This window comes from Bacteroides sp. BFG-637 (genome assembly GCF_024793605.1).
GTDB classification, from domain to species: Bacteria; Bacteroidota; Bacteroidia; order Bacteroidales; family Bacteroidaceae; genus Bacteroides; species Bacteroides vicugnae.
Genome location: NZ_JANUPD010000002.1, coordinates 5741830 through 5766224, shown reverse-complemented (window position 1 = coordinate 5766224; position 24395 = coordinate 5741830). Strand labels below are relative to the sequence as shown.

At 42.0% G+C, this 24395-nt stretch carries 15 protein-coding genes and 2 pseudogenes; 11 read left to right on the top strand and 6 right to left on the bottom strand.

Going from position 1 to position 24395, the window contains the following annotated elements:
- The 4 genes and pseudogenes from NXX38_RS22785 to NXX38_RS22770 all read left to right on the top strand — a co-directional run bounded on the left by NXX38_RS22785 (position 1) and on the right by NXX38_RS22770 (position 7223).
- A pseudogene (locus NXX38_RS22785) lies at positions 1-3379 on the top strand (TonB-dependent receptor).
- Positions 3380-3405: 26 nt separating this feature from the next.
- A complete protein-coding gene (locus NXX38_RS22780; RefSeq protein ID WP_258981252.1) occupies positions 3406-4863 on the top strand; it encodes a RagB/SusD family nutrient uptake outer membrane protein in 1458 nt (485 codons plus the stop codon).
- A gap of 24 nt (positions 4864-4887) precedes the next feature.
- On the top strand, positions 4888-6054 hold the full coding sequence (locus tag NXX38_RS22775; protein ID WP_217721084.1) for a metallophosphoesterase: 1167 nt from the start codon (positions 4888-4890) through the stop codon (positions 6052-6054).
- Positions 6055-6074: 20 nt separating this feature from the next.
- Entirely contained in the window at positions 6075-7223 is a 1149-nt protein-coding gene (locus NXX38_RS22770; RefSeq protein ID WP_258981250.1) for a metallophosphoesterase, read from the top strand.
- A gap of 85 nt (positions 7224-7308) precedes the next feature.
- On the opposite strand, the gene trxA is transcribed toward NXX38_RS22770, so the two are convergent.
- On the bottom strand, positions 7309-7803 hold the full coding sequence (trxA, locus tag NXX38_RS22765; RefSeq protein ID WP_217721082.1) for a thioredoxin: 495 nt from the start codon (positions 7801-7803) through the stop codon (positions 7309-7311).
- Between the two features lie 512 nt (positions 7804-8315).
- Between trxA and NXX38_RS22760 the strand changes: the two genes are divergently transcribed.
- The 3 genes and pseudogenes from NXX38_RS22760 (at position 8316) to NXX38_RS22750 (ending at position 11575) form a co-directional block, all read left to right on the top strand.
- On the top strand, positions 8316-9713 hold the full coding sequence (locus tag NXX38_RS22760) for an RtcB family protein (protein WP_217721081.1): 1398 nt from the start codon (positions 8316-8318) through the stop codon (positions 9711-9713).
- 41 nt (positions 9714-9754) lie between these two features.
- Entirely contained in the window at positions 9755-10462 is a 708-nt protein-coding gene (locus tag NXX38_RS22755) for an RNA ligase family protein (protein ID WP_004304139.1), read from the top strand.
- Between the two features lie 2 nt (positions 10463-10464).
- Positions 10465-11575 (top strand): annotated as a pseudogene (locus NXX38_RS22750) (AAA family ATPase).
- Between the two features lie 938 nt (positions 11576-12513).
- Here the strand turns inward: NXX38_RS22750 and NXX38_RS22745 are convergent.
- The 3 genes from NXX38_RS22745 to NXX38_RS22735 all read right to left on the bottom strand — a co-directional run bounded on the left by NXX38_RS22745 (position 12514) and on the right by NXX38_RS22735 (position 16169).
- Positions 12514-14013: an L-lactate permease gene (locus NXX38_RS22745; protein WP_074637674.1), complete on the bottom strand. Its 1500-nt coding sequence runs from the start codon at positions 14011-14013 to the stop codon at positions 12514-12516.
- Positions 14014-14105: 92 nt separating this feature from the next.
- The gene (locus tag NXX38_RS22740; protein ID WP_148364886.1) at positions 14106-15557 is read right to left on the bottom strand and encodes a DUF3868 domain-containing protein; all 1452 of its coding nucleotides are present in this window, start codon (positions 15555-15557) and stop codon (positions 14106-14108) included.
- A gap of 24 nt (positions 15558-15581) precedes the next feature.
- The gene (locus tag NXX38_RS22735) at positions 15582-16169 is read right to left on the bottom strand and encodes a DUF3575 domain-containing protein (protein WP_195649469.1); all 588 of its coding nucleotides are present in this window, start codon (positions 16167-16169) and stop codon (positions 15582-15584) included.
- Between the two features lie 248 nt (positions 16170-16417).
- Between NXX38_RS22735 and NXX38_RS22730 the strand changes: the two genes are divergently transcribed.
- From NXX38_RS22730 to NXX38_RS22715, 4 genes are all read left to right on the top strand, one after another.
- A complete protein-coding gene (locus NXX38_RS22730; RefSeq protein WP_099147610.1) occupies positions 16418-17962 on the top strand; it encodes an acyl-CoA carboxylase subunit beta in 1545 nt (514 codons plus the stop codon).
- A 155-nt stretch (positions 17963-18117) separates the two neighbouring features.
- Positions 18118-19629 (top strand): acetyl-CoA carboxylase biotin carboxylase subunit, encoded by a 1512-nt coding sequence (gene accC, locus NXX38_RS22725; RefSeq protein WP_148364887.1) that lies wholly within the window; start codon positions 18118-18120, stop codon positions 19627-19629.
- 44 nt (positions 19630-19673) lie between these two features.
- Positions 19674-20198, top strand: a complete 525-nt coding sequence (locus NXX38_RS22720) for a biotin/lipoyl-containing protein (protein ID WP_004297139.1) — start codon at positions 19674-19676, stop codon at positions 20196-20198.
- 88 nt (positions 20199-20286) lie between these two features.
- Positions 20287-22644: a PAS domain-containing protein gene (locus NXX38_RS22715; RefSeq protein WP_258981245.1), complete on the top strand. Its 2358-nt coding sequence runs from the start codon at positions 20287-20289 to the stop codon at positions 22642-22644.
- 108 nt (positions 22645-22752) lie between these two features.
- Here NXX38_RS22715 and bioD read toward each other — a convergent pair whose 3' ends face one another.
- The gene (bioD, locus tag NXX38_RS22710; RefSeq protein ID WP_195649472.1) at positions 22753-23406 is read right to left on the bottom strand and encodes a dethiobiotin synthase; all 654 of its coding nucleotides are present in this window, start codon (positions 23404-23406) and stop codon (positions 22753-22755) included.
- Positions 23403-24245, bottom strand: a complete 843-nt coding sequence (gene bioC / locus NXX38_RS22705; protein WP_234132876.1) for a malonyl-ACP O-methyltransferase BioC — start codon at positions 24243-24245, stop codon at positions 23403-23405. The genes bioD and bioC overlap by 4 nt, the downstream gene beginning before the upstream one ends.
- Between the last annotated feature and the right edge of the window lie 150 nt (positions 24246-24395).

Here is a 24395-nt window from a genome sequence, read left to right as displayed (position 1 = left end):
ATGGAAAAACTACGTAATGTTGCCAGATTTGGGAAATATGGAAAACGTCTTTGTATGATGTTCCTTTTTCTCTGTATTACGACTTCAGGGCTGATGCGCGCATCTGTATTCGCACAGACCACGGTTACAGCCAAATTCAGAAATGTAACACTGAATGAGGTTCTTTGGGAAATTCAGAAACAAACGGACTTTACCTTTATCTACAGCACAAATGATGCGAAGAAAGTCAGAGTGGAAAATCTGGATGTGAAGAATGAGCTGATTTCTGAAGTGCTAAACAAATGCCTGCGAAATAGCGGACTGACTTATACAGTTCATGATGGAGTAATTGCCATCCGTAAGGCTGAACCCGTTAGGACGGAAACTGTTGCACGTGAGAAATATACGATTACAGGGAAAGTAATTGAAGATAGTGGAGAGCCGATAATCGGAGCTAATGTCATCGTGAAAGGTACAACTAACGGTATGATGACTGATATGGACGGTAATTTTCATCTGGAAGTTACAGACAAGAAAGTGACTCTGATGGTTTCTTATATCGGTTATACGTCACAGGAAGTCGTTGCAACTCCCGGCAAGCCGATGAGTATAATCCTGAAAGTGGATAATAACCTGTTGGACGAAGTGATTGTAACGGGATATGGTACTTTCAAGAAATCGGCTTATGCAGGTTCTGCCAGTATCGTAAAGACAGATGCTGTGAAAGATGTGCCTAATGTATCTTTCCAACAGATGTTGGAGGGTGCGGCTCCCGGTGTTAGCGTGAATACCGGTTCGGGTATACCGGGTTCGTCAACGTCCATCCGTATCCGTGGTATGGGGTCGTTCAATGCCTCCAATTCTCCGCTGTATGTGGTGGATGGTATTCCCGTATTGTCAGGTAATATTGGTGCATCCGGTAGTGATTCCGGTTTGGATGTAATGTCTACCTTGAATACATCGGATATTGAGAGCATCACTGTTATCAAGGATGCCGCTGCTGCTTCACTTTATGGTTCGCGTGCAGCGAATGGTGTTGTCATTATTACCACGAAACAAGGAAAAGCAGGTAAACCGGTCTTTAAATTGAAATCGGATTGGGGCTTCTCTAATTTTGCCATGCCTTTCCGCGAATTGATGGGCGGACAGGAACGTCGTAACCTGATTCACGAGGGGCTTCGGAATTATGCTTTAACTTATAGCGGTAAGACCGATGATGAGGTAGGACTTCATCAGGGAATGACCGAGAATGAAGCATGGGCTTATGCCGATTCGAATATTGACCAGTATGCACCGATTCCTTGGTGTGGTTTTGTGAACTGGGATGATTATTTGTTCCGTAATGGTAGCCACCAGAATTACGAGTTTTCAGCTTCCGGCGGACAGGAAAAGATTAAATACTATACGTCCATTGGTTATATGGAAGCAGGATGGTGTTACGATAAACTCCGGTTTGGAACGTATTTCTGCACGTTTGAATGTAGACTATCAGATGGCTAAATGGATGAATATCGGTGCAAAGATACAGTTCTCCAAAGTGAATCAGGATACTTATTCGGAGGGTACATCGTATACTTCTCCAATTTACGGTACACGTAATGGAGCCACACCGTCTGACCCTATATGGAATGAAGACGGCACTTGGAACCGTGCATTAATCAAATTGGATGACCGTAACCCGATGTTATCAAATTCTTATAATTTTAAGAGAGAATATGCGACTCGTTCTTTCAATACTGTATATGCATCATTCGATATTTGGAAAGGAATCAAGTTTGCGTCTACATTCAGCTATGATTTTGTGATGAATAAGTCTCGTGCATGGAAAGACCCGCGCACCAGTGACGGTGACGATGATAACGGACGTTTCAGCAAGGATTACAATGATATTACCAATATGACATGGTCTAATATCCTGACTTATCAGACAAAGATCAAGAAAAAACATAATCTGGACCTTTTGGCTGGTTATGAAATCAACAGTAAGGAGTCGGATGGGCTGGGAACTACTATCTCTAATTTTGCACGCTGGGATAAACCGGAAGTGAACAATGGTGTAGTGTATCAGAGTATGGGAGGTTCTAACAGTACGACGCGTATTGTTTCTTATATCACACGTGCCAACTATGACTATGACAACAAATACTATCTGGGAGCGAGTTGGAGAACAGACGGAAGTTCGCGATTGGCAAGAGAGAATCGTTGGGGAAATTTCTGGTCATTGTCCGGTGCATGGAGAGTGAGTAGCGAGAGTTTTATGAAACCTCTTCAGAACTGGTTAAGTGACCTGAAACTTAGAGTCTCTTACGGTGTGAACGGAACATTGCCGTCTTCTTATTATGGCTATATGGGATTGAGCAGTCTGACCAGTAATTATAATGACAATCCGGGTATCACGCAGTCGCAACTGGAAAACAAGGAACTGACTTGGGAAACCAACTACAACTTCAACTCCGGTATCGACTTGGGATTCTTCGACAACAGGCTGAATGTTACATTTGAATATTATGTCCGTACAACGAAAAACCTGCTTTACAGCCGTCCATTATCTCTTGCAACAGGTTTCTCCAGTTATCTTGCCAATATTGGTAAATTACAAAACAAGGGATATGAATTGGAAATTCGTTCAACTAATATCGAGACAAAAGATTTTCGTTGGAGCACCAGTTTGAATCTGGGACATAATGCCAATAAAATCCTGAAGTTGGACGGAGATTTGAAACAAGTAACCAGCGGGACATCTATTCATAAGGTCGGTTTGCCCTATTCTACCTATTACATGATTGAATTTGCAGGCATCGACCCGGCAGACGGCGAACCGATGTTTTATAAGAATACGACGGATGAAAATGGAAACCTGAACAAAGAAACTACTAAAGATCCTCGTAGTGCGGAAAAAGTGATACTGCAATGTGCCGATCCTACTATCACCGGTGGACTGGGTAACAGCATCTCTTATAAGTGGTTTGATCTGAATTTTAACGTGAATTTCTCTTTTGGAGCATGGAACTATGACGGCTCGGCAAGCAAACTGGAACATGGTGGCAACGGAACACTGAACATTCCTATTTATTACCGGAAACGCTGGCAGAAGGAGGGCGATGAAACTAACATTGAACGTTTTGTGATCGGTAGATCTATATCAATGACAGACTATGCTACGACACGCCGTTTATATAGTGGAGATTATGTTCGTCTGAAGAATCTGACTTTCGGCTTTACACTGCCGAAGACATGGACCCGGAAAGTGGGTATAGACAATATACGTCTGTATGCATCGGGCAATAACCTGCTAACTTGGGCGGCATACGATTATATTGACCCCGAATCGGGTTCATCACCTAGTTGGGATACTCCTCCGATGAGAACCTATACATTCGGTTTGGAAGTGAAATTCTAAGTGCATTAATCTATAAATGAATAAGTATGAAAAAGATAAAATATATAGCTTTAGGTGTCTTTGCAACCTTATTGAGTAGTTGCGGAAATGACTGGTTAGATTTGCAATCTTCCACAGCTATAGAAACCGACGGTTCATTGACCGAATTAAGGGATTTTGAATTTGTGCTGAACGGTGCATACAGCAGTATGCAGTCATCCAGTTATTATGGAGCGGATATGTTCTGCTATGGTGATTTGAGGGGAGATGACATGAAATCTTATAAGTCTTCCAGCACCAATGTCAGTTTCTATACATTCAAGTATAATAAGACGAATGGACCTAGTGGCTTCTGGGGAATGTACTACGGTATTGGTAAGAACCTGAACATTTTATTCAGGGATATTGAAAAGATAAAGCTTGTTCCCGATCGGGAAATTACAACTCCGAAACTGGAGAAACTGACAGAGCAGGAGTATTATAATGATTTGAAAGGAGAGGCTTTGGCAATACGTGCTTTGTTGCTGTTCGATATGACACGTATTTACGGGTATCCTTATCTGAAAGATAACGGGGCATCATTGGCTGTGCCCATTATTGATAAAGTGGTAGAAGATAAGAATATCAAACCTTCCCGCAATACGACTGCCCAATGTTATAAGGCCATCACAGACGACCTGACAGATGCGGTGAAACTGCTTCGTCCGGTAAAGAAAGAGGGTAAAATCAATAAATGGGCGGCTATGACATTATTGAGCCGGGTTTACCTCTACATGGGTAATGACGGTGAGGCGTATAATGTGGCTGCTGAAGCTGTCAAAGGTGCCGAAAAACAAGGCTATAAGTTGTGGACCAATGATGAATATGCCGAGATATGGGCTACTCCGTTCAATAGTGAACTGTTGTTCGAAATTGTGAATCTGACAACTGATAGTCCGGGAAAATCATCCATCGGTTATCTTAGCACGAAATATAATCTGATAGCTACCGAAAAGTATTGGAAAAACTACATGAAAGATAATTCCGATGACGTCCGTAGTCAGATGGTTTCTACGGCAAGTAGCAGTAAACCTTATTGTTTGAAATATCCGGCACAAGGTTCTAAATCGTATGAAGATGCCAATATCCCGGTTTTCCGTTTGTCGGAACTCTATCTGAATGCGGCTGAAGCTGCGGTTAAGAAGAATGATATACCTAATACGCGCAAGTATCTGAAACCGATTTATGCACGTACGGGCAAGGACCTGGATGCTGTGGCGGACGAAGACATAAATTTGGATCTGGTGCTTGAACAGCGTCGCATTGAATTCTGGGGCGAGGGACAACGTTTCTTTGATCTGCTTAGAAACAACAAGAAAGTGATACGTGAAGACTATTTGAGCGAAGTTCCCAATGAAGCAGTTGAGTTTGATTGGAGTTATTATAAAATCGTTCTTCCTGTTCCTAACCACGAAATGGAGTACAATGAGAATATGGTTCAGAATCCGGAATATGAATTGCATTAATTAACGCATTAACGTATAGAAATTATGAAAAAGATATATAGCATCTATTTCCTTTTGGGTTTGTTCATCACGGCCTTTTATTCGTGCGGGGAAGATCTGACTCCCGTGGGACCGGATATAGCTGAAATCACTCATTTCCGTAATGATGGTCCTTACCTTTTCTATGAAAACGGTAAACTTAAAATTCTGGAAGTGACTAAAGATAATGCATTGAACATTCGTGAAGAGTCCGGATTACCGGCCGGATTGAAACTGGATGTGTATTCGGATGATAATCAACTCCTTTTTCAGGTACCCATTAATAAGATTGAGAATTTTGAACGTCCGGCATGGGAAGACCGTACAGAGTATGCTAAAACATTTGCCGTATCCGACCTTCACGGGCGTTTCGACTTGTTTGCCGCTATTCTGAAAACAGGGGAAGTGATTAATGATAAATATGAATGGATATATGGCAGTAACCATTTGGTGATTGATGGTGATATTTTCGATCGTGGGGCAGACGTGCTTCCTATTTTATGGCTCATATACAAATTGGAATTTGAGGCGAAAGCCGTTGGTGGCAGAGTGACAACCATCTTGGGGGATCACGAAGAAATGATAATGCGTGATAATCTGAAATATACGTATGCCAAGTACAACACTCTTTCGCAAAGAGCGATGAACATGACCTATGGAAAGATGTGGGGACTGACGAATGTGATGGGTAACTGGCTGCGTTCTAAAAACACCATTCAGATTGTAGGTGAAAACCTTTATGTTCATGCAGGATTGAGTAAGGCGTTTATGGAACGCGAAGAGACGATTCCCGAAATCAATGAACTGGTGAGCAAGAGCATTTACCTTTCAAAAGAGGAACGGAAAAAACAATATCCGGAGATTGCCGATTTCCTTTATAGTGATAGTTATAACGGTCCGTTGTGGTATCGCGGAATGGTTAAGACTGGCAGTGAGTACAGTCCGATAAAAGAAGCGGATGTAGATAAACTTCTGGCTCAATATGATGTCAAACGTATTATTATCGGTCATACGGAAAATAGTCGTGTGAAGTATACCTATGATAAAAAGGTATATGATATTTGTGTCAATCATCCCAAGGCTTTTGAAAAAGAAACTCGTGCCGTAGTTATTGAAGGGGATGATATTAAAGCCATCAATGACGAAGGAGAATTAGTAACGATTAAAAAATAAACTTCAAGAAAGAAAAGAATATGAGCACTCGTTTTTTGAGATTATTTCTTTCCACTCTTGTTCTCGTTTTAATAAGTTCCGGCATTCAGGCCGGAACTTATCATTCAGGAGATAAGAAGAAAGAGAAAAAAGAGAAATTGTCTGGTGACGGACCCTATATACTCTATCAGGCAGACGGTAGTACACGGGTTATTAATGTCAATAAGAAAGGACGGATTACAGATAAGACTTATGCGACATTACCTAAAGATTTCAGTTTCCGTGTGACGGATCATGAGGGACGGTATCCGTTTGATGTAAAACTCCATCCATTAAAAAGACCGGAGTGGCAATATACCCGTCCGGAAAAAGTTTTTGTGATGTCCGATCCTCATGGGCGGCTGGATTGTGTGATTAGTCTGTTGCAAGGAAATGGAGTGATTAATGATAACTATCAATGGAATTTCGGTAGCAATCATTTGGTGATTATCGGAGATATTTTTGACCGTGGCAAGGATGTACTGCAGATTTTTTGGCTGTTCTATAAATTGGAAGACGAAGCGGCTAAAGCAGGAGGTCATGTCTCTTTCCTTTTGGGAAACCATGAGGCTCTGGTGTTGTCCAACGATCTTCGCTATACAAAAGATAAATATAAATTGCTGGCAGAAAAACTGGGAGTGGAATATCCTTCATTATTCGGCACAAATACCGAATTGGGGCGTTGGCTTGCAACACGTAATACAATGCAAATCATTGGAACCGATTTATATGTACATGCCGGATTAGGAAAATTATTCTATGATAAGGAATTGAATATCCCCACTGTAAATGAGGAAATGAGCCGGGCACTTTTCATGAGCAAAAAAGAGCGTAAGGCACTTTCTCCATTGACTGATTTTCTGTATGGCAATGACGGTCCGATCTGGTATCGCGGCCTGGTGAGAGAAGATCCCAAGTATAAACCGTTGGTACAGGACTCTTTACAAATGATGTTGGATCGTTATATGGTAAAACACATCCTTGTGGGGCACACTATCTTCAAGGATATTTCAACCTTTTATAATGGTAAAGTCATCGCTGTCAATGTTGACAATAAGGAGAATTGGAAGAAAAAACGTGGACGGGCTGTATTGATAGACAATGGGGTTTATTACGTTGTTGGTGACGACGGTGTTCAGAGAAAACTATAATGAGCCTAATTAGAACTAGCCCTCTATCCATCTTCAAAAGACGAATAGAGGGCAGTCACCATGACGAGAAAAAAGTCGAAGTCTATTACTTTGCTTCGTTATTTTGTTTCAGAAGAAATTCATCAATTGCTTTTTTAAGCTGGTCTTTGGGCATAGCTCCCTGCATGATTCTAGGTTCCTCTTTCATCGGAATCATCAATAGGGTAGGGATGCTGCGGATACCGAATGCCGCTGCCAGATCTTGTTCTTTGTCCACATCAATCTGATAGATATCTACTTTACCGCTATATTCTTTACTCAGTTCTTCCAGAATCGGGTGCATCACCTTACATGGACCACACCAGGTAGCATAGAAATCTACGATCGCAGGACGGCTGCCCTCAAATTTCCAATCGTTCGGATTGGCTTCATAATTATATACTTTCTTTAAAAAATCTGCTTTATTTAATGCTACTACTTCCATTTTATTGTCCTCCTTAGTTGATTCATTACTCTTTTTATTTTCTCCGCTGTTGCCTGCGCAAGCTGTGGTTGCCAATACAACGGCAAAAGCACTCAATAAACCTTTCATTAGTTTCATATACTATTCTTTCTTTTTGTTTTCTCTGTTGCAAAGATAGGGGATATAAAGGGAGTAAAAAATAGCAATTTGACAGAAACTCTTGGCAAAACTTCCCTCGGATAGTTACTGAACGCTAAAATTTGTCTATTATTCTTTGGAGGAAATAAAAATAAGCACTACTTTTGCCGCGATAAAATGAGTATTCACCCTTTAAAAACAGATGGAAAGGGTATTAATTATGTTGGAGCTATAATATTTTCAAATTAGGACTAAGTTGTCTCGTCGGGAGGATGAGGCTTTGCAACTTATTGTTTTTACACTGAACCTATGGTTCTTATATTGACCGCAATTCTACAAATAAGCGGCAATCGTTGATTAGTCCTGCAATCACTTTTTATATTTTAAATTAATCACTTCAATGCGATGGTGGGGTATTTCATATCCATATCCAAAGCATTGGTATCACGTGTATTGCATTGTTGTCTGCCGGTGAGGCCGACAGGGAATGCTGTATGCGAACGAAAAAGAGTATGGGAATACGATTAAAAGATTTAAGCAAACTGGGATACCGGGATAATGTTGCCCGTAGTCTGGTAGTGAACATTGTGAGCAAACATTGCAAATACGACACTAAAGAACAGATTGAAATGACATTGAGCGATATACTCGAGCATCCCGAATCTTACAAAAATAATGAAATTTGGAATAAGCTGGCCGAACGCCTTTCGCCTACTATCATAGCGAAAGAGTTTATAGCTTATGATTTATTGGATGAGCCGCTGATGTATAAAACCTATGGAGGTAAATTTATCGAAACGCTTGCCAAACAACAGATGAACCTGGCTATGCGCTTACCTGTAACGGTGGCCGGAGCATTGATGCCTGACGCTCATGCTGGATACGGGTTACCTATCGGTGGAGTGCTTGCTACGGATAATGTAGTGATTCCGTATGCCGTAGGTGTTGATATCGGTTGTCGGATGAGCCTGACGATATTTGATGCCAGCGCCGACTTCCTGAAACGATATACCTATCAGATGAAAGAAGCCTTGAAAGATTTCACCCATTTCGGTATGGATGGCGGATTGGTTTTTGAGCAGGAACATGAGGTGTTGGATAGGGAAGAATTTCGTTTGACGCCTTTGTTGAGAGATTTGCATGGAAAGGCAGTACGTCAACTGGGGAGTTCCGGTGGTGGCAATCATTTTGTGGAGTTCGGCGAGATCGCTCTGCAAGAAAATAACGTGTTGAATCTTCCGGAAGGAAATTATCTGGCATTGTTGTCACATTCCGGTTCACGAGGATTGGGAGCTGCCATTGCCAAACATTACAGCCTGTTGGCACGTGAAGTGTGCAGGCTTCCCCGTGAAGCACAGCATTTTGCCTGGCTGGATTTAAACACTGAAGCGGGGCAGGAGTATTGGATGAGTATGAATCTGGCAGGCGATTATGCCCGTGCCTGTCATGAGCGGATTCATTTGAATTTGGCGAAAGCATTAGGGTTGAAGCCGCTCGCTAATGTCAACAACCATCATAACTTCGCTTGGAGAGAGGAAATAGCACCGGGGCGTATGGCAATCGTGCATCGCAAAGGAGCTACTCCGGCACAGAAAGGACAAGCGGGATTGATTCCCGGTAGCATGGCTACTGCAGGTTATCTGGTTTGTGGCAAAGGGATGGAAGCTGCTTTAAATTCGGCTTCTCATGGAGCCGGCAGGGCGATGTCCCGCCAGAAGGCAAAAGATAGTTTTACGCAATCGTCTTTGAAGAAACTACTGTCGCAGGCGGGAGTGACTTTGATTGGTGGGAGCGTGGAAGAAATGCCGTTGGCATATAAGGATATTGACAGAGTGATGTATACGCAGGAAACGCTGGTGGAAGTGCAGGGTAAATTTATGCCTCGCATCGTTCGAATGAATAAGGAGTGATACGATGAAAGAAATTAGTATTTAATTAAAAAAAGAAAGAAATGATATCAGAGAAATATGGTCGCACTTATCACTATCCGTTCTCTCCCGGAACGACTAGTGACGATCGGATTAACCATACGTATTGGGAGGACATCCAACGGATTCGGACATTGGTGCATACCGAGAAGCTGGATGGAGAGAATAATTGTTTAAGTCAGTGGGGTGTTTTTGCCCGTTCGCATGCTGCTCCTACTACTTCACCTTGGACGAGGCAACTGCGTGAGCGTTGGGAATTGATAAAGAATGATTTGGGTGATATAGAAATCTTTGGAGAGAATCTATATGCCGTACATTCCATAGAATATCAGCGATTAGAAACGCATTTTTATGTCTTTGCAGTCCGTTGTATGGATCAGTGGCTGTCATGGGAAGAAGTAAAGTTTTATGCAGCTTTATTCGACTTTCCTACTGTTCCGGAGTTGAAGATAGAGTCTGTTTCCGGTTTGACACCGGAACTATTAAAACAGGAAATCATCCGTATGTCACAAGAACCGGCTATCTTCGGCTCTTGTGATCCGTGGACGAAAGAGGTTTGTACCCGTGAGGGAGTAGTCAGCCGCAATGTCGGAGAATATCCGGTAAGCGAATTTGCACATAATGTATTTAAGTATGTGCGGAAAGGACATGTTAAAACAGACGAGCATTGGACACGTAACTGGAAGCGTGCCCCGCTTGTTTGGGAATTTAATAATGAAAAGGAGGAATAAAGATGAATTGGAAATTGATAGGAAGATAAATCGTGGTGCTCACTCGAACAACAGTTCGAGTGGGTGTACGAAATGAATACTGTTCAGCAGGATATTCGTTATCATGCCGAGGGAAGTGTAGCCGAACATACCCGTATGGTGTTGGAGGCATTGCAACAGTCTTCCGCTTATCATTCTCTTTCTACTTTGGAGAAAGAACTTATTTGGACATCTGCCTTGTTGCATGATGTTGAAAAACGTTCAACTTCCGTGGATGAAGGAGAGGGGCGGGTATCTGCTAAAGGACATGCCAGAAAAGGAGAGTACACTGTACGCACTATATTATACCGGGATTGTCCTGCTCCATTCCATATCCGGGAACAGATTGCATCTTTAGTCCGGTACCATGGATTACCTGTTTGGCTGATGGAGAAGCCTGACTCTGTGAAGAAACTCTGTGAAGCTTCTTTACGGGTAGATACTTCATTGCTAAAGATGTTGGCCGATGCTGATATCAGAGGACGCATTTGTGAAGATAAGAATGAACTGCTGGAAGCACTGGAACTGTTTGAGATTTTCTGCCGTGAACAGGATTGTTGGAAGAAACCAAGAGAATTTGCCACTGATTATGCACGTTTTCATTACTTCCATACTGAAGACAGTTATATTGATTATGTCCCTCACGAACAGTTTAAATGTGAAGTGACGATGTTGTCAGGACTTCCGGGAATGGGGAAGGATTATTATATTCAATCTGCTGGCATAGATGTTCCGGTGGTGAGTTTGGACGTCATTCGTCGAAAACACAAATTGAGTCCCACGGATAAGTCTGCGAATGGATGGGTAGTGCAAACAGCGAAAGAGGAAGCCAGAACGTATCTCCGCAAAGGTCAGGACTTTGTTTGGAATGCTACTAACATAACTCGTCAGATGCGTACTCAATTGATTGATTTGTTTGTTGATTATGGTGCAAAAGTAAAGATAGTCTATCTGGAACAACCATACCACATTTGGCGTCAACAAAATAAAAGCAGGGAATATGCACTTCCTGAATCTGTTTTAGATAAAATGTTGGATAAACTGGAGGTTCCTCAACTGGCGGAAGCGCATGAAGTGGTATATCATGTGGTATAAGCAACTAGAAGAATGGGACAAACATAAAAAAGCCTGCCACATTGATACAGCAGGTTCTCCTACTGTGGACTTTGATAAAGAGCAAGAATATAAATCAAAAAGAAGAAAGAAAATCTGGATAATTTAGAGCTTATAGCAATAAACTCAACACTAAACTTCTGAAAATGTCTTTCATATAGATTATTGGATATATATATCCAATATATAGGGGATATATGCGCAGCGTGTTGGATATATATGTCCAATGTGTTGGGTATATATACCCAACAATTCAGGTATTAATATCCTAGCGATAGAGTATTAATACTTTTCCACCTTTGCAACTTATCACGAACGACTAGATGTTTTAGTTATATTATGCAGAAGATATAATAAGTTCTATTGCATCTATTACTAATTTCTCCTTGTCTTTTAGCTAATTCATCCGCATAAGTTAATCTGTTGCACTTGAGTAACTACTCATCTACACTTGTGTAACAGTTACGTAGCACTTGTCCATTCGGTAAATTACTCAACTGCAAGCAAACAGTGATTATCTAAAAGATATCTTTACCGACAACAAAGAAATAGATGCGTTGAGGCCGAAGTGTGATGAAAAGGATAAAAACAAGACATCCAAAATATTAAAACTCAAATGATTAAAAAGAAAGTGCATTTTATCTTCTCCCAAAAGCAAAAACTCTATATACGTTTTCTGTAAACTTCTCTTATTTCTACGCTTTTTTAGAACCAAGTCATTGATTATAAGCACTGCCACATTTTTGTTTTCCCCCGTATAATACTTGAATAAAAGACAAAAATGTGGCAGAGAGTTATAGTTTTTATTGGTGTTCAAATCAGTACGAAAATGAGCTGAATGCTTTGCCATCTAATGGCTAAGCGGAAATATTTATCGCGCTTTGTTAACGGTACTATTATCTTCTTCTATTTTTGGGGAATTAACTGAAAATATAAACAATAATTCCGGTAATCGCTACATATACTAATGCATACGGAATAGCCGCTTTCAGTATTTCACCTTCTTTTCCCTGTTGGTTTCCGGCAGAAGTGGCAATAGCAATACTTTGCGGAGAGATAATCTTACCACCTGTAGCGCCTACTGTATTTGCCGCAGACAGCCAATCCGGACTAACATGAATCTGTCCTGCCACACTTGCTTGCAACTTTCCGAAGAGGATGTTGGAAGACGTATCGCTTCCGGTGATAAATGTTCCCAGACAACCGATAACCGGAGCAAATAACGGATACAAACTTCCGGTAGCCGTAGCCAGTGCTGTGGCAATCACAGCGATCATTCCGGAACTATCCATAATAGTAGATAACCCCACGAGGCAGATAACCGTAATGAATGTTTTCTTCAACTGCTTCACGGTATTCCAAAGAACGATGAACAGATCTTTTACTTTAGCCCCCTGAATCAATCCACCGATAAAAGTACCGATGAAAAGCAATACTCCGGCATGAGTCAGCCAGGAAATAGTATAATTGACGGTGGACGCATTGATAGGCAGACTGATTCTCGTAATCCAATTGTTCTCTAAAGTATGACGCAATCCCGGAAAGAGCGGACTGGTCAGGATAATCAGAAACAGAATCAGTAAATAAATGCTCCATGCATTTAATATATCTTTCGTTTTCAGATGGCTTTTTCGTGCTTTCTCTTCTTTGGATGCAGTCAGTTTTCCATAAACAACGATTACGATAATAGAAAGAATACTGCCGATTATGGCCGGAGATTCAGCACCCATATATTTTGCTGCCAGATATTGACTGACTAAAGAAACTCCGCCTACCAATAAAGCCAGGAATATATTTTTCGGGAGCGATTTAAGTTTGGAGTCAGTAAGGAAAAGTAGAACCAGCGGAATCAGGAACATTAAAACGGATAATTGCAATACGACATTTGTACTAAGATGCAATACGTCCAAATTCGTTTCTTTGGCCAATACCAATACCGGAGTTCCGATTGCTCCGAAAGCAGTGGCTACACTATTGGCAATCAGACTCACCGTTGCCGAAAAGATAGGCTTGAATCCCAGACTGATAAGAATTGCCGCCGGAATAGCTACTGCTGTTCCGAAACCGGCCATAGCTTCCAATAGACCTCCGAATCCCCAAGTCAGTAATAACACCTGAATACTTTTATCGGTAGAAATAGAAGCGAATTGCTGTTTAATAATCTCCATCTTTTCAGTTTTCAACAATACATTATAACTGAAAATAGCCATCAGAATAATGATTAAGATAGGAGAGACCGCTTTTAATGCTCCATATAAAAAGGAGTAAAACAGATTGTCTACCGAGAAAGCGAAGCCGAAAAGAGCAATCAGCATCGTCACAATCAGAGAAATGATACTACTTTTATCACCTGACATTTTAAAAAATGCCATCAGTATAATCAACAGTAACACAGGAATAACGGCAAGGATCAAGGTCATAATTATCAGATTTAAAAAGTGGAACGTCGTTTATTATTGATATAACAAACGAACGCCCCACTTTGGTCGGTTGAATAAATAGATTTTTCTGTTTATTTCATCTTCACACTTAAAATTTGTTGTAATTGTTTTAAGTTGGCAAGGGCAGCTTCGTTACCTAGCTTTGCTGCTTGCTCAAATGCAGCCATGGCACGGTTGATGTCTCCGTTAAGGAAATTGTAGACTCCGGTATTGTTTATAAACTCGGCAGTATTATGATCGGCTTTCTCCATAAACTTCACTGCTGCATTCAAATCCTTTTGTGATAATGCGACGGCTCCTGCGTTCAGGTTAGCTACGGCGTCAGTAGGATACATACGTACGGCAATATCGAATACATTCACAAAATCTTTGCTGCCTTTCGGATAACTGTTGGCCACCTGATACATTTCGTTCAGACTAAGATATTTCGGATTTTCCCGGATAATGATACGCCCTTGTTCAACATCGAAATTGACAACGGTATAGTCGATCTTGCAGTTCACTTTACGCAATCCCGGATAAATCTCTTTCAGCATGCTACGGTAAGGAGCTCCGCCACCTACACGCATGATTTCCTGTTTACGTTTGGCATCGTCAGTCGTATTCTTGATGATGTTCAGGAATGTTTCCTTCTCCTTCATCGAAGAAGATTGGAGTGCTTTTACCAATCCGTCCCAGTTTTCTCCACCGAAAGTCACTTTATATAGTTTGGAAGACACTTTTTCGTTCTTGACCAGATAATCCTTCAAAGCTTCCGCACGTTTTTTGGAAAGCTGTTCATTGAAGGCAAGAGGTCCTTCCGGCGAGGCGAAACCTTCGATACTGATACCTTTCACAGTCAGGTTCCGGTCATTCTGTATTTTGTCAAACATGGCATGGATATTCACCAATTCAGCATGATTGTTCATGAAGTCGGTCTGAATTACCGATTTGTTGACCGGGAAATCCAGATGAGCTTCATATTGTTCGCTACGGTTTTTGACCACTTCTACGGTTGGCTGGATATAGGCAATGATAGGAGACATGGCACTTAAGCGTTTGGCTTCGGTAGATACATCATTGGTAATCAGTTCCTGTGCATTCATTTCCTGATAATTGCCGCATCCGCATAAATTCTCTACAAGTTGCAAACTGGCATTAGCCATCCAGGGTTTGTAAGGAATCACCTGCGTATAATTAAAAGTTTCCCTTTTATTATAAGGAACGATAATGGCGGTTGGTTCTTGCTTGGTTATTGCCAGACCGCGGATATATGCTTTTTCGCGTCTTTTACCATTGACGATGATTTCTTGCAAAGGTACATTATGCTGTCCGTCCGTCAGCAGGGGGATAAGGCTTAAACTTCGGGCGGAACCTATTGTCAGATTCTTCATGTCGAAAGTCATGCCGACATAAAGAGAGTTACCTTGTTGCCATAAAGATACGTTTGAGAGAGTGAGCGCATCGTTCAGGAATTTTTGTGCATGAGCCGGCAGAATAGTGGCTGCAAGAGCTATAAATAGATAAATAAGTTTTCTTTTCATCATTATAAGTTTTAGAAAGTTCGATTATTTGATGACATAAATGAAGCTAAGACCGATTTTAGTCGGGCCGAAATAATTACGGGTGTTGTGTCCCAGCTTTTCACATTTACAATCACGGGCATATTTATCATATTCCAGACGGGCATATCCCACGCCGATGGTTGCTTCCATACTCCAGCGCTTGCTTATGAGCCATTGGTATCCATAGGAAATGCCGGCTCCGTACAGATTGCCGTCGTAACGGTCATGTCCCATTCCGAATATATTCAGATTGCTGACATTCATTTCTCCGTAATGTCCGTGCAAGCCGAAGAAACTTCCGTTGAAACGTTCGCAGAGCCAATAGCGTAATTCCGGCTGAACGAGCCAATGCTTGATTTGACGGTCGTCACCAAACTTCCACGGATTGTAATTACCGGATATGTCGAGAGTCAGTTTCTTTGCCAGTCCCACTTCGATTCCTAAGTTGGGTGTAGTAGTGGCCCAATAGAGAGCATTGGTCTTGATGGCAAATTTGGGTAGATAGGTTTCATTCCGTTGTACCTGTGCATGAATACTTGTACCGAACACGAGCAGGAAACCGGCTGCTAATAAGATTTTAATTGTTCTCATTTTGTTAGGGTATAGGTTTTATTAAAAATGATAAGCGATAAACAGAAAAGCATGGACATTTGTTGTCGCAACCTGCAAAAAAAGCTTCCTGAATAAATAGAAAAAGATGTTTTAAGGCATAAATGCTAACAATTTCCGTACACGATGCGTTCATTATATAAAAGCACCTTTGTGTAATCAATATGACAATGATTTCATTTATTACTGTTTATTTTTACACACACATACAACTTTAATAACTACAGCCTATGAAAGAGCTTATTAACAACTTGGAAGAACTGAACAGGAAAGCAGAAAAAGGCGGCGGAGACGCTCGCATTGAAAAACAACATTCTGTGGGCAAACTGACCGCCCGTGAACGCATCGATTTATTATTAGAGAAAGGTTCGTTTATCGAACTGGATAAGTTGGTAACCCATCGGTGTACCGATTTCGGTATGGAAAAGCAGAAATTTGCCGGAGACGGGGTGGTGACGGGATATGGTATGATTGGCAAGCGCTTGGTTTATGTATTCGCACAGGATTTCACCGTATTTGGAGGAGCTCTTTCAGAAACGCACGCTAAGAAGATCTGCAAAGTGATGGACATGGCTATGCAGATGGGAGCGCCTATCATCGGATTGAATGATTCGGGAGGCGCGCGAATTCAGGAAGGGGTACGTTCTTTGGCCGGATATGCCGAGATATTCCTGCGTAATTCTATGGCATCCGGAGTGATTCCACAGATTAGCGCGATCATGGGACCTTGTGCCGGTGGTGCGGTTTATTCTCCTGCATTGACCGATTTTATTCTGATGGTGAAAAACTCCGGTTATATGTTTATTACAGGACCGGATGTGGTGAGAAGTGTGACACAGGAAGAAGTGACAAAAGAAGAACTCGGTGGAGTGGGCGTGCACATGACAAAGTCCGGTGTAGCCCATCTTTCTGCGGAGAATGATATTGAGTGCATCAATTATATTCGTGAATTGATCTCCTATCTGCCGGGGAATAATATGGAAGAGCCTCCGTTTGTAGCGACCAGCGATTCGCCGACTCGCCTGACTCCGGAACTGGCAGATTTGATTCCGGCCAATCCGAATCAGCCATATAATATAAAAGAGATGATAGAAGCGGTGGCTGATGATAATAGTTTCTTCGAACTTCAGGCAGAATATGCTGCGAATATTGTGACGGGTTATATCCGCCTGAATGGAAAAACAGTGGGAGTGGTAGCTAATCAGCCATTGGTGCTTGCTGGTACGCTGGATATCAATGCGTCTGTCAAAGCCGCTCGTTTTGTCCGCTTCTGTGATGCTTTTAATATTCCTTTACTGACACTGGTAGATGTGCCGGGATTCCTTCCGGGAGTCGATCAGGAATATGGTGGAATTATCCGTAACGGGGCAAAACTGCTTTATGCTTATTGCGAGGCTACGGTGCCGAAAGTGACGGTTATTACCCGCAAGGCATACGGTGGTGCTTACGATGTGATGAGTTCCAAGCATATCCGTGGAGATGTAAATCTTGCTTTCCCTACTGCCGAAATCGCGGTGATGGGACCGGATGGAGCTGTGAATATCCTTTTCCGTAAGGAAATAGATAAAGCCGAGAAACCCGAAGAGAAACGGAAAGAACTTCAGGATGATTATCGCGGAAAGTTTGCCAATCCTTACCGGGCGGCGGAACTGGGATATGTGGATGAAGTGATCGATCCGGCGGTAACCCGTTTGAGATTGATTCGAAGTTTCGAGATGCTTGCCAACAAACGGCAATCGAATCCGCCTAAGAAACATTCTAACCTACCGCTTTAGGCTTGTTTATGGATTGAATTTAGGCACGGATTACGCGGATTACACTGCTTGCAGAATAAAGGTTACCACATAAAGCAACCGTGAAATCCGCGTAATCCGTGCCTAATATTATTTGATTGCTCTTTTAAGTTTTTATTTCTAAAAAGAAAAAGATTATGATAAAGAAAATATTAGTAGCCAACCGGGGTGAGATAGCGATGCGTATCTTCCGCACTTGCCGGGTGATGAATATCTCGACAGTGGCTGTTTATACCCATGTAGATCGCGGGGCTTTGCACGTCCGTTATGCAGAAGAAGCCTATTGCATTTCCAATTCGCCGGAAGATACCTCTTACTTGAAGCCGGAATTGATATTGTCCATTGCCAAAAAGACCGGAGCCGCTATTCATCCGGGATACGGTTTCCTGTCAGAGAATGCGGATTTTGCCCGTCGTTGTGAAGAAGAGGGAGTGATTTTTATCGGACCGAGTGCGGATATTATTTCCAAAATGGGAATCAAGACGGAAGCCCGTAAGATTATGCGTGAAGCAGGATTACCCATTGTGCCCGGAACCGAAACGCCCGTACAGGGCATTGATGAGGTGAAGAAGGTCGCTAATGAAGTCGGCTACCCCATTATGTTGAAAGCACTTGCGGGAGGTGGAGGCAAGGGGATGCGTCTGGTACGTACGGAAGAAGAGGTGGAAACAGCTCTCCGTTTGTCACAATCCGAAGCAGGGACCTCCTTTGGCAATGATGCGGTTTATATTGAAAAATATATTGAGAATCCGCATCATATCGAAGTTCAGATCATGGGAGACAAGTATGGAAATGTCGTTCATCTGTATGAACGTGAATGTTCCATCCAGCGTCGTAACCAAAAGGTGATAGAAGAAAGTCCTTCTCCTTTTGTGAAAGAAGAGACGAGAAAGAAGATGTTGAAGGTAGCTGTGGAAGCCTGTAAGAAAATAGGTTATTACAGTGCCGGGACATTGGAGTTTATGATGGATAAAGATCAGAATTTCTACTTCCTTGAGATGAATACCCGTTTGCAGGTGGAGCATCCTGTGACGGAGGAGTGCACAGGCGTTGACCTGGTACGGGATATGATTACTGTTGCTGCCGGAAATCCGTTGCCTTATAAGCAGGATGATATACAGTTTAGCGGAGCAGCGATCGAATGTCGTATTTACGCCGAAGATCCGGAGAATAACTTCATGCCTTCTCCCGGTGTGATTACTGTCCGTGAAGCTCCCGAAGGCCGTAACCTGCGTCTTGACAGTGCCGCTTATGCGGGATTTGAGGTCTCTTTGCATTATGACCCGATGATTGCAAAGCTTTGTTGTTGGGGACGTACCCGTGCTTCGGCCATTTCCAATATGGCACGTGCTTTACGAGAGTATAAGATTCTGGGAATTAAAACGACAATTCCTTTCCATCAACGTGTATTGAAGAATGCGGCTTTCCTGAAAGGTGAATACGATACGACATTTATCGATACGCGTTTTGATAAGGAAGATCTGAAACGTCGTCAGAATACTGATCCGACTGTGGCTGTCATTGCTGCCGCAGTGAGACACTACGAAAGGGAGAAAGAAGCGGCTTCCCGTGCCACTACACTTCCCGTAGTGGGCGAATCGCTCTGGAAGTATTACGGTAAATTGCAGATGACTGCTAATAATTATTAAATTAAAAATTGAGAATTGAAAATTAAAAAATAACGGAATTGGTTATGGGTACAACATTAGCTACATATTACGCCAAGCTTCAGGATATGCCGGACAGTGAATATAAGGTAGAAATTCTGGAGGACGGGCCAATCAAGAAGATTGCGGTCAATGGTAAGATATATGAGGTCGATTATAATATGGGTGGTGACTCCATTCATTCGATCATCATCGATCATCACTCGCATGGAGTGCAGATTTCTCCTTCTTCCAATAATTCATATACGATTATGAATAAAGGGGAGCTTTATCAGATTGAATTGCAGGGAGAAATGGAGAAGATACATAATGCCCGCACTGCTGCTGAATCCGTAGGGCGTCAGGTGGTACAGGCACCGATGCCGGGAGTTATCTTGAAGACGTATGTAAAGAAGGGAGATCTCGTGAAGCGGGGTGATCCGCTTTGTGTATTGGTGGCGATGAAAATGGAGAATGAGATACGTTCGGTGACGGATGGAGTTGTGAAAGAAGTATTCGTGGAAGATGGCATGAAGGTGGGATTGAACGACCGGATTATGGTTATTGAGTAATTCTTTGAAAAAAACAGGGTAAATACGTGCTTTTATTCAAAAAAATATTTACTTTTGGCAGATAAGTACGTATTTACCCCGTTACATCATGAGCATCGAACAAAGCAAAGAAGCATTAGTAGAACAGTTAGAAGCACTTAAAAAAGAAAATGAGCAGCTTAGAAAAGAGCTTTCTGTTCTTAGGGATGAGAAGCGTAGCAATCATCCTGTTAGTTTTAAAGAGAAATACGCTGTTAGGATACTAGATTCTCTTCCCGATATGCTGACTGTCTTCAATCAGAGTGAGGTAGGCATTGAAGTTGTTTCTAATGAAGAAACCAACCATGTAGGAATATCAAACAAGGATTTTAAAGGGATGCGCATGCAGGATATGGTTCCACCGAAAGCGTATCAGAATGTTCACTCCAATATGCAGCAGGCTGTTACTACCGGAACTGTTTCAACTGCACATCACGAACTGGATTTTAATGGTGAACGCCATTATTACGAGAACCGTATTTTTCCGCTGGATGAGGAATACGTGCTGATTATGTGTCGTGATATAACGGAACGGGTAGCTACCCAAAGGCAACTGGAAGTTTTTAAAAGTGTGCTTGATAAGGTGAGTGACAGTATTCTTGCTGTGGCGGAAGATGGAACGCTGGTTTATGCGAATAAGCAATTTATAGAAGAATACGGTGTAACGCAGGAGTTGGGTACACAAAAAATATATGATTTGCGTGTCTCTATGACAACAAAGGAAGCATGGGAACAAAAGCTGCAGGATATTCGTGATAATGATGGTAGCTTTGCTTATCGTGCTGCTTATGTACGTCAGGGAGAAACTAAGGAGAGAGTACATCAGGTATCAACTTTCCTGATTCGTGAGAATAATCAGGAACTCACATGGTTCTTTACGCAGGATATCACTGATGTTATCAAGAAACGGGATGAACTCCGCGAACTGAATCTGTTGTTGGATGGTATTTTGAATAATATTCCGGTCTATCTGTTTGTGAAGGACCCGGAAGATGATCTTAGATATTTATATTGGAATAAGGCATTTGCCGATCATTCAGGCATTCCGGCGTCTAAAGCTATCGGGCATACGGATTATGAGATATTTCCGGTGCACGGAGACGCGGAGAAATTCCGTAAGGATGATTTGGAATTACTCCAAACTCATAAGCGTATTGATATGCAGGAAACTTATCTGTCGGCTAATGGAGAAGCGCGTATTGTGCAGACTTTGAAAGCGCTTGTACCGATGGAGGGACGTAAACCGTTGCTGATTGGCATTTCGTGGGATATTACTAATCTTCAGAATATTGAGCAGGAACTGATCAAGGCAAGGATTAAAGCGGAGCAATCCGACAGATTGAAAAGTGCTTTCCTCGCTAACATGAGCCATGAGATCCGGACTCCGCTGAATGCTATTGTAGGATTCTCCCAATTATTGCCTTCTGCCGAAACTGCTGAAGAGAAAAATCTTTATTCGGGTATTATCAATCAGAACTCGGATATTTTGTTGCAATTGATTAATGATATTCTGGATTTATCGAAGATAGAGGCCGGAACACTCGAATATATCAAGCGTCCAATGAATCTGGGAGAGGTCTGCCGGACAATTTATACAGTTCATAAAGAACGTGTGAAAGAAGGGGTAACTCTCGTTTTGGACAATGAAGAGGAGGATTTGCTCATTGAGGGAGACCAGAACCGCATTATGCAAGTGATAACGAATTTCCTGACTAATGCAAGTAAGTTTACCTATGAAGGAGAGATCCGTTTTGGTTTTGAGCGAATGGATAAAGATATCCGTGTGTACGTGAAAGATACAGGAATAGGGATAGAGCCGGAAAAGGTGGATCATATCTTCGAGCGTTTTGTCAAACTGAACTCTTTTGCGCAAGGGACGGGATTAGGACTCTCTATCTGTCAGATGATTATCGAAAAGATCGGTGGAGAAATCGGGGTAACTTCCGAATTGGGTAAAGGCTCTACCTTCTACTTCACAATTCCTTATGAAGAAACCGGAGAACTCGGTAATTTCTTCAAAGAGACAAAGGTGGAATCTAAAGGGAATACTGTCAATCGTGTACAACAAATTAAGAAGATTCTGGTGGCAGAAGATGTGGAGAGTAATTTCATCCTATTGAAGAATCTGATTGGCAGGGAATATACATTGCTTTGGGCTAAAGACGGAGTGGAAGCTGTCGAAATGTATAAGCAGTACCAACCGGACTTAATCCTGATGGATGTGAAAATGCCGCGTATGGATGGACTGGAAGCAACCCACATTATCCGCTCTTATTCTAAAGAGATTCCTATCATTGCCTTGACGGCTTATGCTTTCGGGACTGATAAGGAACAGGCCTTAGAGATGGGGTGTAACGATTATGTGACTAAACCAATTTCGGAAAGATCATTGAGAAAGGCTTTGGATAAATATTCGACTACTGTTTAAAAAATAAAGGATTATGGCTATATGTATCCGGTGAAAGTTACTTATGATAGCCATAATCCACAAAAGAGTACGATTGTTGTCGAGTGAAAGTAGTCGGTGATTGCTTTTCTATAGATTCTTTTTTATTTCCGGAACCAGTATAAATTTCGTTTCCGGAAAATACTTTTTCAGCCAGGTCCGGATAAATTCCATAGTATCATTCTGAATTGTCTTGTCTTCTACCGTAGGATATAAATTATATAATACGGTATCTAGTACAATGCCGCGTTTTTGTATTGCTTCGAGACTAAGCAGGGTGTGATTGATGCTTCCTAGTTTGCCCGAAGTGACAAAGATTAGCGGATATTTCTCTTGAGCGATGTAGTCAATGGTCAAAAGTTCGGTAGTGAGGGGAACCATAAGGCCGCCTGCTCCTTCGAGTAAAACAGAGTCATACCGTTCACTCAATTCTTCAGTTGCACGTTTTATTTTATCAAAGTCGATGGGACGGTTATCCAGTTGGGAAGCAAGATGCGGAGAGGCGGGATAAGAGAAAATCTCCGGCATGGTTAGTCCCTCTTGGTCTTCTTTGGTGAAAGGGATTCCCATGATTTGCCGGTGTAGGTCAATATCTTCGGAATGACCTACATTTCCCGTTTGAATAAATTTCTGGGTGATGGTGCGATGGCCGTTCTTGTTCCATTCACGAGCTAGAAAGCCGGTGGCATAACTCTTTCCGGCATCTGTATCGATACCGCTTACGAAATATACATTCTGTTTCATACTTTTTTCTTTTTTGCGATGATATATATAGGGTGATATGTTAAGGACACGGAAGTGCCCTGAGTAAATTCCTGCGTGTAACGTTCACAGAAGAGTTGCAAGTCACGACGAGTCCACTGCTGTTGGGGAAGATTGTTCTTAGATTTATTTTTTGAATTGTCGTCTGATGAACACAAATCGTTCTCTTGTTTTCCGGCAGTAGAGGATTGCGTTGATAAACCATTGACTCCGGTTTGCTTCAAATGATATAGTACTTTTATCGGGTCTTCGAACGAAAGGGGGATAAGCTCTTCTTCTGAATACAGGATGTCAAAATGGGGTGATAAAGCTGCTTCAAGCTCTTCCCGTGAACGATAAGGAAGTCCGTTGCCGGTAAGTTCGCGTATTTCTTTCATGTTTTCTTTTCCGAAAGTGCTAAAAGCGAAATAACCCTGATTATTGAGCAAGGTATTACACCTTTCGAAGAAGTTTTCCGGTGACTCGAACCATTGCAGGGCCGAACAGGAAGTTATCAGTGTGCTTTCGGCGGGGAAAGAGACTGTCTCGGCATCTCCCGGAAGAAAAGAAACTTGCTTTTTCTTTAATAAGTCTTCGCAGCAATATTTCATATCGGGGCAAAGGTCATTGAGTAATAACTCTTCCGGACGGAGGGTTTGGAGCAGCATACGGGAGTAAATACCGGTTCCGCAGCCAAATTCAATCACCTTCGAGCAGGGAGAAGATATATGTTCTGTAAGCAGATGGATCATTTTATCTGCTATTTGCCGTTGCACGTTTGCTTCCCTCGGATAGGTAGTGATAGCTTTTGAAAAACGTTCTGCGATTAGTTGTTTATTCATAATCAATATTTATTTAATAGGCTGATTTCCTGATGGTAATTGTACGTCACTAATTAATTGCTAGCATCTTTTAGGCACGGATTACACGGATTTCACGGTTGCTTTGCAGCAACGACAACACTAAAATCCGTGTTAATCCGTGTCATCCGT

Excerpts from the sequence above, each read along its gene's own strand:
- NXX38_RS22755 (WP_004304139.1), top strand. The coding sequence starts at position 9,755 with ATGATATCAGAGAAATATGGTCGCACTTATCACTATCCGTTCTCTCCC.
- NXX38_RS22730 (WP_099147610.1), top strand. The coding sequence starts at position 16,418 with ATGAAAGAGCTTATTAACAACTTGGAAGAACTGAACAGGAAAGCAGAA.
- NXX38_RS22775 (WP_217721084.1), top strand. The coding sequence starts at position 4,888 with ATGAAAAAGATATATAGCATCTATTTCCTTTTGGGTTTGTTCATCACG.
- accC (WP_148364887.1), top strand. The coding sequence starts at position 18,118 with ATGATAAAGAAAATATTAGTAGCCAACCGGGGTGAGATAGCGATGCGT.
- NXX38_RS22745 (WP_074637674.1), bottom strand. The coding sequence starts at position 14,013 with ATGACCTTGATCCTTGCCGTTATTCCTGTGTTACTGTTGATTATACTG.
- NXX38_RS22720 (WP_004297139.1), top strand. The coding sequence starts at position 19,674 with ATGGGTACAACATTAGCTACATATTACGCCAAGCTTCAGGATATGCCG.
- NXX38_RS22760 (WP_217721081.1), top strand. The coding sequence starts at position 8,316 with ATGGGAATACGATTAAAAGATTTAAGCAAACTGGGATACCGGGATAAT.
- NXX38_RS22740 (WP_148364886.1), bottom strand. The coding sequence starts at position 15,557 with ATGAAAAGAAAACTTATTTATCTATTTATAGCTCTTGCAGCCACTATT.
- bioC (WP_234132876.1), bottom strand. The coding sequence starts at position 24,245 with ATGAATAAACAACTAATCGCAGAACGTTTTTCAAAAGCTATCACTACC.
- trxA (WP_217721082.1), bottom strand. The coding sequence starts at position 7,803 with ATGAAACTAATGAAAGGTTTATTGAGTGCTTTTGCCGTTGTATTGGCA.
- NXX38_RS22735 (WP_195649469.1), bottom strand. The coding sequence starts at position 16,169 with ATGAGAACAATTAAAATCTTATTAGCAGCCGGTTTCCTGCTCGTGTTC.
- NXX38_RS22715 (WP_258981245.1), top strand. The coding sequence starts at position 20,287 with ATGAGCATCGAACAAAGCAAAGAAGCATTAGTAGAACAGTTAGAAGCA.
- bioD (WP_195649472.1), bottom strand. The coding sequence starts at position 23,406 with ATGAAACAGAATGTATATTTCGTAAGCGGTATCGATACAGATGCCGGA.
- NXX38_RS22780 (WP_258981252.1), top strand. The coding sequence starts at position 3,406 with ATGAAAAAGATAAAATATATAGCTTTAGGTGTCTTTGCAACCTTATTG.
- NXX38_RS22770 (WP_258981250.1), top strand. The coding sequence starts at position 6,075 with ATGAGCACTCGTTTTTTGAGATTATTTCTTTCCACTCTTGTTCTCGTT.